At 61.7% G+C, this 14,651-nt stretch carries 15 protein-coding genes and 1 pseudogene; 7 read left to right on the top strand and 9 right to left on the bottom strand.

The window, feature by feature from the left end; translation table 11 throughout:
• The first annotated feature begins 25 nt into the window (after positions 1 to 25).
• The gene (ilvC, locus tag CUJ84_RS14290; RefSeq protein WP_105008196.1) at positions 26 to 1,045 is read left to right on the top strand and encodes a ketol-acid reductoisomerase; all 1,020 of its coding nucleotides are present in this window, start codon (positions 26 to 28) and stop codon (positions 1,043 to 1,045) included.
• 49 nt (positions 1,046 to 1,094) lie between these two features.
• Here ilvC and CUJ84_RS14285 read toward each other — a convergent pair whose 3' ends face one another.
• The 5 genes and pseudogenes from CUJ84_RS14285 to CUJ84_RS14265 all read right to left on the bottom strand — a co-directional run bounded on the left by CUJ84_RS14285 (position 1,095) and on the right by CUJ84_RS14265 (position 3,815).
• Positions 1,095 to 1,682, bottom strand: coding sequence for a class I SAM-dependent methyltransferase (locus CUJ84_RS14285; protein ID WP_105006712.1), 588 nt, complete (start codon positions 1,680 to 1,682; stop codon positions 1,095 to 1,097).
• Complete coding sequence (locus CUJ84_RS14280; RefSeq protein ID WP_105006711.1) at positions 1,672 to 2,007, bottom strand: type II toxin-antitoxin system RelE/ParE family toxin; 336 nt, start codon at positions 2,005 to 2,007, stop codon at positions 1,672 to 1,674. Before CUJ84_RS14280 ends, CUJ84_RS14285 begins: the two co-directional genes overlap by 11 nt.
• Complete coding sequence (locus tag CUJ84_RS14275) at positions 1,991 to 2,242, bottom strand: ribbon-helix-helix domain-containing protein (protein WP_003560816.1); 252 nt, start codon at positions 2,240 to 2,242, stop codon at positions 1,991 to 1,993. Before CUJ84_RS14275 ends, CUJ84_RS14280 begins: the two co-directional genes overlap by 17 nt.
• A 123-nt stretch (positions 2,243 to 2,365) precedes the next feature.
• Positions 2,366 to 2,622, bottom strand: a pseudogene (locus CUJ84_RS38790) (PIN domain-containing protein); the annotation flags it as partial.
• Positions 2,623 to 2,714: 92 nt separating this feature from the next.
• A complete protein-coding gene (locus tag CUJ84_RS14265) occupies positions 2,715 to 3,815 on the bottom strand; it encodes a branched-chain amino acid aminotransferase (RefSeq protein WP_105006710.1) in 1,101 nt (366 codons plus the stop codon).
• Positions 3,816 to 4,115: 300 nt separating this feature from the next.
• Here CUJ84_RS14265 and CUJ84_RS14260 point away from each other — a divergent pair, with 300 nt between their 5' ends.
• Complete coding sequence (locus CUJ84_RS14260) at positions 4,116 to 5,336, top strand: PLP-dependent aminotransferase family protein (protein ID WP_105006709.1); 1,221 nt, start codon at positions 4,116 to 4,118, stop codon at positions 5,334 to 5,336.
• Positions 5,337 to 5,363: 27 nt separating this feature from the next.
• On the opposite strand, the gene CUJ84_RS14255 is transcribed toward CUJ84_RS14260, so the two are convergent.
• The 3 genes from CUJ84_RS14255 to CUJ84_RS14245 form a co-directional block, all read right to left on the bottom strand.
• Positions 5,364 to 6,401 carry a DUF2278 family protein gene (locus tag CUJ84_RS14255; RefSeq protein ID WP_105006708.1) on the bottom strand — a complete coding sequence of 346 codons (1,038 nt, stop codon included), beginning with the start codon at positions 6,399 to 6,401 and terminating at the stop codon, positions 5,364 to 5,366.
• Positions 6,402 to 6,603: 202 nt separating this feature from the next.
• Entirely contained in the window at positions 6,604 to 7,662 is a 1,059-nt protein-coding gene (locus CUJ84_RS14250; RefSeq protein WP_105006707.1) for an aldo/keto reductase, read from the bottom strand.
• Positions 7,629 to 7,859, bottom strand: coding sequence for a hypothetical protein (locus CUJ84_RS14245; protein WP_105006706.1), 231 nt, complete (start codon positions 7,857 to 7,859; stop codon positions 7,629 to 7,631). Before CUJ84_RS14245 ends, CUJ84_RS14250 begins: the two co-directional genes overlap by 34 nt.
• A gap of 105 nt (positions 7,860 to 7,964) precedes the next feature.
• Between CUJ84_RS14245 and CUJ84_RS14240 the strand changes: the two genes are divergently transcribed.
• Genes CUJ84_RS14240 through CUJ84_RS14230 form a run of 3 tightly spaced genes read left to right on the top strand, consistent with a single transcriptional unit; the run spans position 7,965 to position 11,651 of the window.
• Positions 7,965 to 8,942, top strand: coding sequence for an ABC transporter substrate-binding protein (locus CUJ84_RS14240; RefSeq protein ID WP_105006705.1), 978 nt, complete (start codon positions 7,965 to 7,967; stop codon positions 8,940 to 8,942).
• A 7-nt stretch (positions 8,943 to 8,949) separates the two neighbouring features.
• Positions 8,950 to 10,644, top strand: coding sequence for an ABC transporter permease (locus CUJ84_RS14235; RefSeq protein WP_105006704.1), 1,695 nt, complete (start codon positions 8,950 to 8,952; stop codon positions 10,642 to 10,644).
• The gene (locus CUJ84_RS14230; protein ID WP_105006703.1) at positions 10,632 to 11,651 is read left to right on the top strand and encodes an ABC transporter ATP-binding protein; all 1,020 of its coding nucleotides are present in this window, start codon (positions 10,632 to 10,634) and stop codon (positions 11,649 to 11,651) included. Before CUJ84_RS14235 ends, CUJ84_RS14230 begins: the two co-directional genes overlap by 13 nt.
• A 546-nt stretch (positions 11,652 to 12,197) precedes the next feature.
• On the opposite strand, the gene CUJ84_RS14225 is transcribed toward CUJ84_RS14230, so the two are convergent.
• Positions 12,198 to 12,566 (bottom strand): DUF4189 domain-containing protein, encoded by a 369-nt coding sequence (locus CUJ84_RS14225; protein WP_105006702.1) that lies wholly within the window; start codon positions 12,564 to 12,566, stop codon positions 12,198 to 12,200.
• A 198-nt stretch (positions 12,567 to 12,764) separates the two neighbouring features.
• On the opposite strand from CUJ84_RS14225, the gene CUJ84_RS14220 reads away from it, so the two are divergent.
• Both CUJ84_RS14220 and CUJ84_RS14215 read left to right on the top strand, forming a co-directional pair.
• Positions 12,765 to 13,874 (top strand): endonuclease/exonuclease/phosphatase family protein, encoded by a 1,110-nt coding sequence (locus CUJ84_RS14220; protein ID WP_105006701.1) that lies wholly within the window; start codon positions 12,765 to 12,767, stop codon positions 13,872 to 13,874.
• A complete protein-coding gene (locus CUJ84_RS14215) occupies positions 13,871 to 14,644 on the top strand; it encodes a DNA mismatch repair protein MutT (RefSeq protein WP_105006700.1) in 774 nt (257 codons plus the stop codon). The genes CUJ84_RS14220 and CUJ84_RS14215 overlap by 4 nt, the downstream gene beginning before the upstream one ends.
• Positions 14,645 to 14,651 lie beyond the last annotated feature (7 nt).

Below are 14,651 nucleotides of genomic sequence, written 5' to 3'. Positions count from 1 at the left end.
GACAAGCAAAGGGAAGGAACTTCAAATGCGCGTCTATTACGATCGTGATGCCGATCTCAACCTCATCAAGGCCAAGAAGGTCGCCATCATCGGCTACGGTTCGCAGGGCCGTGCCCACGCACTGAACCTCAAGGACAGCGGCGCCCAGAACGTCGTCATCGCGCTCAAGGCCGGTTCGCCGACCGTCAAGAAGGCCGAGGCCGATGGCTTCAAGGTCATGACGGTTTCCGAAGCCGCCGGCTGGGCCGACCTGATGATGATGGCAACGCCCGACGAACTGCAGGCCGACATCTACAAGTCGGAAATCGCGGCGAATATCCGCGATGGCGCGGCGATCGCCTTCGCCCACGGCCTCAACGTTCACTTCGGCCTGATCGAGCCGAAGGCCACGGTCGATGTCGTCATGATCGCACCGAAGGGCCCGGGCCACACCGTTCGCGGCGAATACCAGAAGGGCGGCGGCGTTCCCTGCCTCGTTGCCGTTCACCAGAACGCTTCCGGCAATGCGCTTGAACTGGCGCTCTCCTACGCCTGCGGCGTCGGCGGCGGTCGTTCGGGCATTATCGAAACCAACTTCCGCGAAGAGTGCGAAACCGACCTCTTCGGCGAACAGGTCGTTCTCTGCGGCGGTCTGGTCGAGCTCATCCGCGCCGGTTTCGAAACGCTTGTTGAAGCCGGTTACGCGCCTGAGATGGCCTATTTCGAGTGCCTGCACGAAGTGAAGCTGATCGTCGACCTGATCTATGAAGGCGGCATCGCCAACATGAACTACTCGATCTCGAACACGGCCGAGTGGGGCGAATATGTCTCCGGCCCGCGTATCATCACCGCCGAGACCAAGGCCGAGATGAAGCGCGTCCTCAAGGACATCCAGACCGGCAAGTTCACGTCCGATTGGATGCAGGAATACCGCGCCGGCGGCTCGCGCTTCAAGGGCATCCGGCGCCTGAACGACAGCCACCAGATCGAGGAAGTCGGCGCCAAGCTGCGCGGCATGATGCCCTGGATCGGCAAGAACAAGCTGGTCGACAAGTCGGTCAACTAAGCGGCTTTTGAGCTGTTGCAGTTTAAGGCCGGGGCGAAAGCTCCGGCCTTTACCGTTCTGCGCTCACGATAAGCCAGCGGGTCGGCTTGCCGTCATAGCCGCCGCCGTCGCTCTCGCTAATGGCGATGTTCCGCCAGCCGCCGTTCGTCAAAAGCTCCGATAGCCATTCGGCGGAGGGATAGTTGTAATACCGCCCGAAGCCGTCATGGCCTTCCGCATCGCCTGCCTTGAAGGTCGCATGAATGATGCCGCCCGTCCTCAGGGCGCGCCGGATGCGGGCGAAGACATCGGGCAACTCGGCCCTCGGGACGTGGAGAAGGCTTGCCTGCGCCCAGACGCCGTCGAAGGCGCTGTCGGCGTCGAGCTCTTGGAACAGCATGACCCTGACCGGCCTGCCGATCAGCATTTCTGCCTGTCTTGCAAGCTCGGCCGAGCCATCCGTCGGCATAACGTCGAAACCCTGCGACAGCATGTAGGCGCTGTCCTGCCCGCCGCCGCAGCCGAGTTCGAGAATTGCCGCGCCCGGCGCAAACCCGGCGAGGAAGGCATCGAGCCGCTGCTTTGGCAGGCTGCGCGGCCGGTTGGCATATGTCTCGGCATTTTCCTCGTAGAAGGTGGGGGTGCAGTCAAGAGGCATGCTGTTCGGCCGATCGCGGGTGTCGGTGGGATTGAAGATGTCTTTCGGGAAGCCGGTCCGCGTCGATGATATCAATGACGACAATCCCTTCCGATGTCACCCGGTAGAAGGCGACGTGGCGCATGTGGAGGAGGCGGCGAAGGCCAGCGCCGAGTTCGTCGCACTCTTCTCCCATAGAAGGAGCGTGGGAAAGAAGTACGAAAATCCTGTCCCAGTCGAAAAGATAGGCGTCTGCCTGCGCCTCGCCGAAGTTGAGGCAAGCATATTCGTCGATGCCTGATAGCACGGCGTCCGCGGTTCGGGTCAGCCTATAGGTTGTTATCACGCAGCTTCGCCTTTGTTTCCGACAGGATGTCGGGAATGCGTCGATCGCTCGGGCCGCTTTCCTCAGCCTGCCTCAGGATGTTGCGCAGTTCTTCGTCGTCAAGCTTGTGATGGAGCTGATCCTTCAGAATGAGCTCCGCCAGGAACGCACCGGCACTGCTGTATCTGCCGCTTGCGACACGGTTTTCGACGTATTCCGCCAGATTATCCGGAAGCGAGATCGTCATTTTCGCCATTGGATTCGGTGCCGCCTGCACATGCCGGTTTTCAGCCATTCCAGATGCCAGATTATCATTTCCCAGTTTGTGATAGAAGCGTTGTGCTCTGCCGTCGAGGGCTTGGGTCACATACGGATAAGTCTTTTTATCGATATGGATGACGCGTTCGAGATCCTTGAAATGGGCGTCGCAGGTCAGGATATCGGCATCATGGCGTTCCGCGGTCGCATATATGATCGCATCGGCGGTGGCGAGTTTATGAGTTGCCGATATTTCGGCAGCACGGCGGGCGTCGTGTCGAGCAAAACAACCATATATGTCGCAGTATAAGCGATGAAGCTGTCGACGGCTTCCTCGTCTTTTTCGCGTGCCAGCCATTTGGAAAGCTCAAGCGGAATATACCGCCAGCCCGACGGCTTTGCGGGCGAGGCGGAGAGCGGCGCCCACCATGTCGGTGTTGACGCCGCCGTTCGCGTGGAACGTCCGGAATTCAGGTCGGGATGAGGCGGGTCCAGCCGTGCTCATCGTTCGTTACGCCCTTCTGCAGACTGACGAGCTGCTGGCGCAGTTCGCTGGTCAACTTGCCGGTCTCTCCATCTCCGACCAGAAACTCGCCGCCGGCATGTCGAACCAGGCCGATGCCCGCCAGGACTGCGGCAGTGCCGCAAGCGAAGGCTTCGACGAGCCTGCCACTGGCAGCGTCGTCTTGCCATTCCGCGAATGAGTAGGGACGCTGCTCGACGCGCAAGCCCCTTTCTTCGGCGAGCACGATGACTGAGGCCCGGGTGATGCCCGGCAGAATCGTGCCGCCAAGGGGCGGGGTCACCACTGATCCATCGTTCATCACGAAGAAGACGTTCATCCCGCCGAGTTCTTCGACCCAGCGATGCTCTGCAGCGTCCAGGAAGACGACCTGATCGCAACCCTTCTTCGACGCCTCGGCTTGCGCCACGAGGCTGGCTGCATAGTTTCCGCCGCATTTTGCAGCGCCGGTGCCGCCGCTGGCTGCACGGGTGTATTCGGTCTCGACCCAAAGGGAGACGGCCTTCGCGCCACCCTTGAAGTAGGCGCCGACCGGAGAGGCGATGATGCAGAAGACATATTCCTGAGCCGGACGAACGCCGAGAAACGCCTCATTGGCGAACATGAAGGGGCGAAGATACAGGCTGGCGTCGCCGGACGGAATCCAGGCCTTGTCAACGCGGACCAGTTCTTCGACCGCCTTCAGGAAGAGTTCTTCGGGCACTGGAGGCATCGCCATGCGGGTCGCCGACTGCGCGAAGCGGCGTGCGTTCTCTTCAGGCCGAAAGAGCAGAATCCGGCCATCGTCTGCCTTGTAGGCCTTCATGCCCTCGAAGATTTCCTGAGCGTAGTGCAGCACGGCGCTCGCAGGATCGAGCTCCAGGGGGCGCCTCGGCGTAACCTTCGCATCGTGCCAGCCCTTGTCGGCGGTCCATCGTGCCAGGACCATATGATCCGTGAAGACCTTGCCGAAGCCGGGCGTCTCCAGTGCCTGGATTCGATCGGCGTCCGAGACGGGAGACTTGTGGAGTTCGATTTTGATTTCAGGAGAGGCCGACGTCACGGTCATTGCTGGCACCTTGATAGTAAATTGAATAGTGGCGGCGACACTACCGCCGCCGTGCTGGTCTTGGAAAGGTCTGAATCAGCCGGTTTCGGCTTTGACCAGAGGAATAATCGCTCGATGCGGCTGACGTCGAGCAGCAAATTCGGGATCGAGCGCCGTCGCAAAGACGTTCGCTAATCTCGCACCAAAGCTTTGGAATATAAGATTTCCAACTTGTCACCATGACAAGAAAATAGGTCAGCATTATTGACATAATTTCTGCCGCATGGTTTGTCGACGGTATAGAAAATACGAGGAAACCCCATGCTGAACTGGGACACCATGTTTGCGTCGCGCTCGTCGCGCATGCGCGCATCCGAAATCCGTGAGCTCCTGAAGCTTCTCGACAGGCCGGACATCATCTCCTTTGCCGGCGGCATTCCGGATCCGGCGCTCTTTCCGGATCGGGAGTTCAAGCAGGCCTATGCCGATATCTTTGACGGTGCTGCCGTCAATTCGGCGCTGCAATATTCGGTCAGCGAAGGCTACAAGCCGCTGCGCGAATGGCTGCTCGGGCAGATGGCCGCTCTCGGCATCCCTTGCGAACTCGACAATGTCTTCATCGTCTCCGGTTCGCAGCAGGGCCTCGATTATCTCGGCAAACTCTTCCTATCACCAAACGACACCGCGCTCGTGACATGGCCGACCTATCTCGGCGCGCTGCAGGCCTTCAACGCCTATGAACCGGCCTACGATCAGCTGACGCCGAACGGCAACCGGACGCCCGAGTCTTACCGTGCGGCCGCTTCCGCTGCCGGCGGCAAGGTGAAGTTCGCCTATCTCTCCGCCGACTTCTCCAACCCGACCGGCGAAACCGTCGATCTCGACGGCCGCAATAAGGTCCTGGCACTGGCAGAAGATCTCGACATCGCCGTCATCGAGGATGCGGCCTACCAGTCGCTGCGTTACGACGGCGATCCAATCCCGCCGATCCTGGCGCTCGAGATCGCCGAGAAGGGCCATATCAACGATACGCGCACGATCTATTGCGGCAGCTTCTCGAAGACGCTGGCGCCCGGCCTTCGCGTCGGCTTCATCGTCGCCAATGCGCCCGTCATCCGCAAGCTGGTTTTGATGAAGCAGGCAGCCGACCTGCATTCTTCGACGATCAACCAGATGGCGATATCAGATGTCGCCGAGCGCTTCTTCGATGCGCAGGTCGCCAAGATCAAAACCGCCTACAGCCAACGCCGCGACTGCATGCTGGCCGCACTTGAGAAATACATGCCTGAAGGCACCAGTTGGACGAAGCCGGAAGGCGGCATGTTCATCTGGATCACGCTGCCGGAGGGCATGGACGGCGCCAAGCTGCTGGCGAAATCGCTCGAAACCGCCAAGGTCGCCTTCGTGCCCGGCAAGGCTTTCTTCGCCGATGGTTCCGGCGCCAACACCTTCCGTGTCAGCTTCTCCTGCGCCAACGAGCAGATGATCGAGGATGGCATCGGCCGCCTGAGCGCGCTGATCTCGGCCGAAATCGGCAGCTGATCCAGGCTGGCGAGGGGCGGGCGCCGATCAGAAGATCGTCGTCCAGCCTTCGTTCGCCGTCTCGCTCTTGCCGTAGCCGACCCGGTCGGCCACGGCGCCCTCGGCATTGCGCAGGATGATGTCGCCGCCCCTGTTGGCAAGCTGCAGGCCCGCGGCATTGAGCGCTATGGTGCGCAGCTCGCCCGCGCTCAGCGATCCCGATAGCGTCTGGGTCCTGCCGTTTTCGTCCTCCAGCTTCCAGCCGTCGAGTGACGCCTGCATGTCGGAGCGGTTGATGATCGTCACCGTTTCGGCCTCGGTGCCGCCTTCACCGTTCACCGGGTTGATCAGCGCAGCGACGATGCGCAGCGACGAGGCGACGATCGGCTGCGGTCGGCGCGTGCCTTCGCCGCGGCCCTGGCCGCCGCGGCTGTCGGAAACCGGATGGCCGGTTGCCGCATCGGTGTTCCAGTTCTGCGACTGGAAGCAGAGAAAGATCGCCGCCCATTCGTCGGTATCATTGAAATGAACGAGCAGGGCGCCGTCCTGGTTCGGGCCGTTGGTGGCCTTGAAGCTGCCGCCGTCGCCCTGGTTCATGTGGACGTCGTGAATGCCGTTGCCCGGCTCGAAACGAAAATATTGGTCGGGCTTGTTGTTCTCAGGCCCCCAGGCCTCGCCGAAGGCGTAGAAATGCACGTCGGAATCGGTAATGCCTTCCTGGACGATCGGCTCGATGAAATCACGCAGGTCGTTCTTCGGGCCGGAGAGCTGGAAGGGCGCGACATTCATGTCTTCGCGCTCGATCAACCCGCCGCGGACATAATCGATTGCAAGCTCCGGACGGTCCTTGCGGATGTCGGTCAGGCCCATCGGCAGAGCTTCGAGCGCCTCCGTCAACGCCGGATGCTTGAAATCGACGACATTGGCGTAGAGCAGGTCGTGCGGCGATTCCTTGGAGCGGACGTTGAGCGCGATACGGTAGCTGACGCCGTTCGCCTCGATGCGGATTTCGATATGGGGATCGATGTCGTCGTCGAGGGCAAGGGCGCTCGCCGTACCCTTCAGGACCTTGTAATTCTTCAGCATCGAGAACCTCGCGGCGGGTAGCGGGGTTTGACGATAACACGGCGAAAGTGCATCTTTTATGACGGCTAAAGTATGACGCGATCTTTCAGATTCGCCTGCCACACTTTAGGTCTTTGATTTGAGCATGTCGTGGTCGCAAAACCGCTGCACTTTTGCGCGACATGCTTTGTCTTCCGCCGTGCAATGCTTGATCTGCTATCGCCTATTGCTGGAGATGCGGACCGAAAAGCTCGAGATCGGCTTCACCAAGCCTGTCGCTAACCGTGTTCAACTGGTGCCAATAGGGATAGATCACCGGCGGCAAGCTGACCGCGTCGAGGCGCTTGCGCTCCTCGCCCGTGAGTTTCAACTCGGCGGCAGCGATGTTGTCGCGGAACTGGGCTTCGGTGCGGCCGCCAATGATGACCGAGGTTACCGCCTTGCGGCCGATGAGCCAGGCGAGTGCCACCTGTGCCGCCGAGACACCGCGCTCTTCGCCGATCGCGGCCAATGTCTCGACGATGTTCCAAAGGCGGTTCTCATCGCGGATCGGCGGTTCGGTCCAGCCGGCGAACTGGCGTGTGCCTTCGGGGGCTGCCTGGTTGCGACGATGCTTGCCTGACAGCAGGCCGCCGGCCAGCGGGCTCCAGACCAGCACGCCGAGGCCCTGGTCGATCGAGATCGGCAGCAACTCGTATTCGGCGTCGCGGGCTTCCAGCGTATAGTGGATCTGCTGGCTGACGAAGCGCTGGTACCTATGCTCATTGGCGATGCCAAGCGCCTTCATGATGTGCCAGCCGGAATAGTTCGAGCAGCCGACGTAACGCACCTTGCCCTGCCTGATCAGGGTGTCGAGTGCTTCCATCGTCTCTTCCAGCGGCGTCTGGCCGTCCCATTCATGCACCTGATAAAGGTCGATGACATCGGTCTTCAGGCGCTTGAGGCTCGCCTCACATTCGCGGATGAGGTGGTAGCGCGACAGGCCCTGGTCGTTCGGGCCGTCGCCCATGCGAAAGCGGGCCTTGGTGGCGAGCAGCACACCCTGCGGCCGCTTGCCGGAGAGTACATCGCCGATGATGTTTTCGCATTCGCCGTCGGAATAGGCATTGGCGGTGTCGATCAGGTTGATGCCGGCATCGATGCACATATCGATCATCTTGCGGGCCTCGGAAACGCCGAGATCGCCGACGGTCTTTGCCCAGCCGACGCCACCGAAGGTCATCGTGCCCATGGTCAAAGTCGAAATCTTCAGGCCTGAACGGCCGAGCAGACGATATTCCATTGAAATTCCTCCTTCATCGAAACGTGATTGACGTAGCGCAAAGCCAGGCGATGGCAAATTGCCGGGTGTTCACGCCTGCGTGAGATCGCTTGCTCGCGAGGATACCAGATGATCGGCTCTTTCACAGGGTTGAAGACGACGCCGGCGAGATTGCGGGAAAGGCGATCGGCCCGATTGTCGGCAAAGCCGGTGGACATCACGGAAGGTTGTGAAACCGGGGCTCTGGTGGGCTGCGGCGCGCTGTCACATCTCTGTAAAGGACCCCTAATAAGGGAGGGGTATCGAAATCGAGGATCCTTCCCATGAAAACGATCGTTTCCGCCGCAGCACTTGTCGCTGCGAGCCTGTTTGCCATTCCGGCTTCGGCCGCAAACCTCGTTCTCTACACCAGCCAGCCGAACGAGGACGCGCAGGCAACGGTCGATGGCTTCATGGCCGCCAATCCCGATATCAAGGTCGACTGGGTGCGCGACGGAACGCCGAAGATCATGGCGAAGCTCCAGGCCGAGATCCATGCCGGCAATCCGGTCGCTGACGTTCTCCTCATCGCCGACATGGTGACGCTGGAGCGCCTCAAGGAAGACGGTAAGCTCCTCGCCTACAAGTCGCCGGAAGCAGCAGGGTACGATGCGGCCCTCTATGACGCCGACGGCTATTACTACTCGACCAAGCTGATCACCACAGGCATCATGTACAACACCTCGGCCGCGATGAAGCCTGCGAGCTGGAAGGACCTGACGAAGCCGGAAGCCAAGGGCCTCGTCACCATGCCGAGCCCGCTTGCCTCGGGTGCGGCCCTTATCCACGCCCAGACGCTTGCCGCCGTTCCCGGCCTCGGCTGGGACTTCTACAAGTCGCTTGCCGAAAACGGTGCGATCGCTGCCGGCGGCAACGGCGCCGTGCTGAAGTCGATCGCCTCGGGCGAAAAGGCCTATGGCATGGTCGTTGACTACCTGCCGATCCGCGAGAAGGCCAAGGGCGCGCCCGTCGAATTCGTGTTCCCGAGCGAAGGCGTTTCGGCCGTCACCGAGCCGGTCGGCATCCTCGCCAGCACCAAGAACGCCGATGCCGCCAAGAAATTCGTCGATTACGTGCTCTCCGAAAAGGGTCAAGAAGGCTTCCTGAAGCTCGGCTACATCCCGGCCCGCAACGGCATGAAGCTGCCGGTAGGCTTCCCCGCGCGCGACACCATCAAGGTCCTGCCGATCAAGGCCGCAGACGCTCTGAGGAATACCGACCAGGATCTCAAGACCTTCTCGGGCATCTACGGCTCGAACTGATCCTTTCATGCACGGATACATCAAAACCGGAAACAGCCAGCCCGTCTGGCTGTTTCCTTTTGTCGTCATCGTCGTCCTGATCCTCAGCGTGCTGCCGCTCGCCCGCCTCGCCATGGTCGGGATAGCGGCCTTTGCCGATGGCGGCGTGGTGACGGTTCTCGGCGAAGCCTCGCTGTGGTCGGCGACCTATTACACCGTCATCACGGCCATTCTGGGCACGGTGATCTCGCTTGTCATCGGCTGCCTCTTCGCCTTCCTGCTGACGCTGACCGATATCCGCGCCAAGGGGGCGCTGAGCTTCTTTTTCGTGCTGCCGATGATGATTCCGCCGCAGGTGACGGCGCTTGCCTGGGTGCAGATGTCCGGCCCCTCCAGCCCGCTGCTGAAGGCGCTGCATATCGCCCCGCCGCTCGGCTCGCCGCAGCCGCTCTATTCGGTGGGCGGCATCGCGCTGCTTTATGGCGTGCAGCATGCGCCGCTGGTCTTCCTGGCGCTTCGGGCCGGGCTGATGACGCTGCCCCGCGACGGCGTCGAGGCAGCACGGCTTTCCGGCGCCTCCAGCCTGCGGGTGTTTCGCGACATCATCCTGCCGCTGTCGCTGCCCGGCATCATCGCGGGAGCGGCGATCTCCTTCGTCTCCTGCACCGGCAATTTCGGCATTCCCGCCATTCTCGGCATTCCCGCCTCGATCTTCACGCTGCCGACGTTGATCTTCACCAAGTTTTCCGCCTTCACCAGCCGTACCTTCGGCGACGTCGCCGTGCTCTCGGCGATCATCGCCGTCATCTCGGTCGTCGGCCTGATGATCCAGGACCGGGCGCTGCGCGGTCGTGACTACCGCGTCATCGGGCTATCCGGGGCGAGTGCCGCCTTCGAACTCGGCGCCTGGCGGTTTGCCTTCACGCCGCTCGTCTGGGCGATCCTGTTCTTCATGCTGGCCGCGCCATTCTTCGCGCTCGTTGCCGGCGCGCTGGTGCCGGCCTATGGCGTGCCGCTCACCTTCAAGACGATGTCGCTGCATGCCTTTGAAGAGATCCTGTTCCGGCAGGCGGTGACGCGCACCGCCTTTATCAATTCGCTGTCGCTTGCCGGCGCCACTGCGCTTTGTCTCCTTGTGGTGACAGTGCTTGCGGCCTATGCGCTGACGCGGCGCAAGGATGTGGTTTCCCGCATCGTTTCCAGCCTGATCGAAATACCCTATTCGTTGCCCGGCATCGTCATGGCCGTTTCCTTCATCCTGGTGTTCGCTGCACCCATCCCGATCCTGCACATCTCGCTTTACGGCACGATCTGGATCATCCTGATCGCCTATTTCTCCTCGTTCTTCGCTGTCAGCCTGAAGCCGGTGGTCAGCGCCTTCCATCAGCTCGATCCGGCGCTCGAGGAGGCGGCGCGGCTTTCCGGCGCCGGCTTCTTCCGCCGGCTTGCCGATATCATCGTTCCGCTGATTGCGCCGGCCGCCGGCGCCTCGGTCATCCTGGTCTTCCTGATCGCCTGCAACGAGCTGACGATCTCGGCGCTGCTCTGGTCGGCCGGCACCCAGACGCTCGGCGTCGCCATCTACAATCTCGACGACAGCGGTAGTTCCGACCTTGCTTCGGCGCTCTCGGTGCTCGTCGTCATCATGGTCGTCGCGCTGATGCTGCTGCTTGAGCTTCTGGCCAAACGACTGCCGAAAGGAGTGGTCCCGTGGCGAGGCTGATCCTCAACCAGCTCGGCAAGGATTTCGGTACAGGCCGGGCCGCCGTCAGCGGTTTTTCGCTCGAGGTGCGCGAGGGCGGCTTCCTGGCGCTGCTTGGGCCTTCCGGCTGCGGCAAGACGACGGTGCTGCGCATGATCGCCGGTTTCGAAACGCCGAGCGACGGTTCGATCCATCTCGGCGAGCGGCTGCTTGCCGATGCCGCGCAGTCGCTGCCGCCGGAAAGGCGCAACATGGCGATGGTCTTCCAGTCCTATGCGCTGTGGCCGCATATGAGCGTTGCCGACAATGTCGGCTATCCCCTCAAGGTGCGCGGCATTTCGGGCGAGGCCTACCGGACGAAGGTGCGTGACGCGCTCGGCACGGTGCGGCTTGCCGATTATGCCGAACGGCGCCCGGCCGACCTCTCCGGCGGCCAACGTCAGCGCGTGGCGCTCGCCCGCTGCCTGGTGACGTCGCCTGATGTGGTGCTGCTCGACGAGCCGCTTGCCAATCTCGACCGGCACCTGAAACAGGAGATGGAGGAGACTTTCCGCGAATTCCACCAGCGTTCGGGCGCGACGATGATCTACGTCACCCACGACCAGAGCGAGGCGATGGCGCTTGCGACCGACGTTGCGGTCATGTCGGAAGGGCGGCTGCTGCAGGTGGCGGCTCCCGCCGAAATCTATGCCCGGCCGGAAGGCCGCGTCGTTGGTGGGCTGATCGGGCGAGGGGCCATTCTCACGCTGCCGGTTGTGAACCGTGAACGCCATCTGGAGTGGGACGAACTGCAGGATGCGCTGCAGGCCGCCAATACCGATGGCGCCGATATCTTGGTACGGCCGGAGGATGTGATCATCGGCGGCGAGGGGGCTCCGGCAGCTGTCGAATCCGTGCTTTTCGAGGGCGAGCGTTATGCTGTGAAACTCACGCTCGGCAACAGCCAGACACTGCGCGCCTTCAGCCGCGTGGCTGTCGTGCCGGGCGAGGCGGTTCGTGTTGTCATCCGCGGCGGGTGGCGGCTTTGATCGAGGCGGGCGCTACACTTTTACGGTGCCGCTCCAGTTGAAGCCCGACGATATTAGGTTGAAAGTCGCCGGTGCCTTCTTTCGAATCGCCAAAAAGTTGAATATCTCCGTTCTAGTAATCCGTGATGGAAGCAAACGGCTAAATTACTACGAGCGCTATGGGTCAAATAAAGCCCGCGCGACAATCGTTTATTGAGGGACCATACTCGCATGCCAATTCAAGTAAGGCGTATCCGATCCGTTTTCGTGCTTTCGGCGGTCCTTTTAACTGCGGCGAGCGTTCTTCAGGGATGCCCATCTTTAGAGCGGCAGAAACGGGGCGACGAATGGAAAACCCCGACATTTAGGCCAAGTGAATTACATGGCGGTTCGAGCAACGGGAGCTCGTCGAGCAGTTCTGATGGCGGGCACAGCCAACCTCACGATGGCGCCACCTCAAGCCCGCCCGGCGGGATCTAAGCGCCGCTGAAAAACGCGTCGAGGCGACCTGTTCGTCGGCGTGCCTTGCCTTGTGGCTCGGATAGCCATTGCTTTGGCTTAGCCGGCTTATTCGTTCTCCGAACACTGCCAGCGGATGACGCGGCAGCTGCCGGTTTGCTTTCTGCAGCTGCGGATTGCCTGGCGCTGGGCCTCACGGTTGTCGTAACCCCAGCCGGAGCCCCAGCCGCCGCGATGGCCGACGGCCACCGCGCCGCAGGCATTGCGGAACCAGATGGCGATCCGGCAGTCATTGGCGCTGCTGTCGCAATTGCGCCGAGCAACGGTTTCGGCGTCGCCGCGATTGTCATGGGCATAGGACCAGCCGAGAGCGCCTGTTGATGGCGAATAGGCGATGGCACCATAGCTGTCGGCAAGTGCCGGGCCGGCGCCGGCGAGGACAGTCACAATCGCAAGCGATGCAGAAATCCGTTTCATGAAATGCCCCGCGCCGGAACTGGTGAATGTCGTCTGGGACGAATTATTCGGGGCTTGCGGGAGAATGTCAGCGGCCTAAGTCACAGGCAATCGCGTCCGGGGCTGCAAGAGGGGTGGTTGTCCGCATATTTCTTGGCCCTGCCATCTTTTCCTGCGGCTTCTGCTGGTTAAGGTACTCCCCGCAACCGGATCCTTCCCATGTCGCTTCGCCTCGCCACCTTCAATGTCGAAAATCTCCTGACCCGCTTCGATTTCACCGGCTTCCGCAACCAGCTGCGCCAGGACCGGGTCATCAAGCTTTTCCAGGTGTCGAGCGAGGGCGTCTACCAGCAGCTCGAGCAGGCCCGCGTGATCGCGGCGACCGACGACACGCGGCAGATGACGGCGCTCGCAATCGCCGACGCGGATGCCGATATCCTCTGCCTGCAGGAAATCGACAACATGGCTGCCCTTCAGGCCTTCGAATACGGTTATCTCTTCCGGATGGTCGGAAATGGTTACCGGCAGAAATACCTTGTCGAAGGCAATGACAGCCGCGGTATCGATGTTGCCGTCCTGATGCGCGAGGAAACGCGTGACGGCCAGAAAATCGAGCTCAGGGACATCAAAAGCCATGCGATGACGACCTATCGCGATCTCGATCTCTTCGACGAGGAGCTGGCACTCACCAACCGCATCGACGACAAGATCTTCAAGCGCGATTGCCTGGAACTCGATCTTCTGATCGGCGGCCGGCCTTTTTCGCTCTACGTCGTGCATTTCAAGTCCATGGGCAATCCGCGCGACGGACTGGACGGGCGGCAATCGACCATGCCGATCCGCCGCGCCGAGGCGCGCGCCGTTCGCCGCATCATCGAGGCCCGCTTCGGGGCGGATCAGGCCGGCACGAAAAGCTTCGCTATCTGTGGCGACATGAACGATTATCAGGAGCGCGTCGATGTCATCGGCCGCCGGGGCGCCGGCTATCGTTTCGAGCATCAGGATGAGGCCGAAAGCGCACTCGACGTTTTCAGCCGTGATGGCTTTGCCGAAAATGTGGTGCGCCGCCGCACGGCTCTCGACCGCTGGACGCTCTATCACGCGCGCGGGCCGCAGGAGCAGTGGCTTTGCCAACTCGATTATCTCTGGCTCTCGCCAGCACTCGCCGCCCACAATGTCGGCCGCCTGCCGGAAATCATCCGCAGTGGCCAGCCTTACCGCACCATCTTCCCGCCGGGGCAGGAGGTGGAGCGTTACCCGCGCACCGGCTGGGACAGGCCGAAGTCGTCCGATCACTGCCCCGTCGTCATGACACTGGATCTCCCATGAATGCGAATTTGAACGCGAATTTCACCAACAGCAATTTTTCCGATGATTTCACCGGCTGGCCGCCGGAGGCCACGGTCTTCCCCATTGCCGGCGTGGATCTGCGCATCCTGCCCGGTCCCCATCCCTTGGTCGCCGCCGAGGAAGCAGCGATCCGCGAGAACTGGGCGCGGGAGACTGCCGCCAATTCGGCGCTGTTCGACGGGCGCATGGTGTTTCAGCAACGGCTCTCCCTCAGTGAAAACGGGATTGCGGGCGAGGGCCACGTCATTCCCTTTTCCGCCTTCATGTGGTGGCGCCGACAGCCGCAGCGTCAGGGCGGCGTTCACATCTTCGCCTATCCGGTGCTCGAAACCTCGGACGGCGCGCTGGTGGCGATCCGCATGGGTGCCCATACCGCCAATCCCGGCCAGGTCTATTTCGCCGCCGGCTCGCTGGAGCCCGAGGATATCGTCGACGGGCGCTGCGACATCGAGGCGAACATGCGCCGCGAGGTCCATGAGGAAACCGGATTGGATCTTGGCCGTTCGGTGGCGGGGCAAGGGCTCTTCGCCAGTTATTCCAACCGAACGGTGACGCTGTTGCGGCTCTTCCGCTTCGATATGACGGCGGACGAGATGGTCGAACGGATCGAGAGCCACATGCACGTCGCCGAGGACAAGGAGATCGCGGGTGCGGCGGCAATCCGCTCGGCCGATCACGCGGCGCACCCCTATAATATCGCCATGCTGCCCGTGATCGACTGGTATTTCGGCAAGGCCGAGCGGCGTTGATCTATGC

It is taken from the genome of Rhizobium leguminosarum, assembly GCF_002953715.1.
Classification (GTDB): domain Bacteria; phylum Pseudomonadota; class Alphaproteobacteria; order Rhizobiales; family Rhizobiaceae; genus Rhizobium; species Rhizobium leguminosarum_V.
Note: the sequence above shows the minus strand (reverse complement) of the source record. Positions and strands in the feature narration are given on the sequence as shown.

What these genes read in the sequence shown, in the direction of transcription:
- CUJ84_RS14220 (WP_105006701.1), top strand. Translation starts at nt 12,765, where the DNA reads ATGTCGCTTCGCCTCGCCACCTTCAATGTCGAAAATCTCCTGACCCGC.
- CUJ84_RS14245 (WP_105006706.1), bottom strand. Translation starts at nt 7,859, where the DNA reads ATGTCCACCGGCTTTGCCGACAATCGGGCCGATCGCCTTTCCCGCAAT.
- CUJ84_RS14240 (WP_105006705.1), top strand. Translation starts at nt 7,965, where the DNA reads ATGAAAACGATCGTTTCCGCCGCAGCACTTGTCGCTGCGAGCCTGTTT.
- CUJ84_RS14265 (WP_105006710.1), bottom strand. Translation starts at nt 3,815, where the DNA reads ATGACCGTGACGTCGGCCTCTCCTGAAATCAAAATCGAACTCCACAAG.
- CUJ84_RS14275 (WP_003560816.1), bottom strand. Translation starts at nt 2,242, where the DNA reads ATGGCGAAAATGACGATCTCGCTTCCGGATAATCTGGCGGAATACGTC.
- CUJ84_RS14250 (WP_105006707.1), bottom strand. Translation starts at nt 7,662, where the DNA reads ATGGAATATCGTCTGCTCGGCCGTTCAGGCCTGAAGATTTCGACTTTG.
- CUJ84_RS14260 (WP_105006709.1), top strand. Translation starts at nt 4,116, where the DNA reads ATGCTGAACTGGGACACCATGTTTGCGTCGCGCTCGTCGCGCATGCGC.
- ilvC (WP_105008196.1), top strand. Translation starts at nt 26, where the DNA reads ATGCGCGTCTATTACGATCGTGATGCCGATCTCAACCTCATCAAGGCC.
- CUJ84_RS14235 (WP_105006704.1), top strand. Translation starts at nt 8,950, where the DNA reads ATGCACGGATACATCAAAACCGGAAACAGCCAGCCCGTCTGGCTGTTT.
- CUJ84_RS14225 (WP_105006702.1), bottom strand. Translation starts at nt 12,566, where the DNA reads ATGAAACGGATTTCTGCATCGCTTGCGATTGTGACTGTCCTCGCCGGC.
- CUJ84_RS14215 (WP_105006700.1), top strand. Translation starts at nt 13,871, where the DNA reads ATGAATGCGAATTTGAACGCGAATTTCACCAACAGCAATTTTTCCGAT.
- CUJ84_RS14255 (WP_105006708.1), bottom strand. Translation starts at nt 6,401, where the DNA reads ATGCTGAAGAATTACAAGGTCCTGAAGGGTACGGCGAGCGCCCTTGCC.
- CUJ84_RS14285 (WP_105006712.1), bottom strand. Translation starts at nt 1,682, where the DNA reads ATGCCTCTTGACTGCACCCCCACCTTCTACGAGGAAAATGCCGAGACA.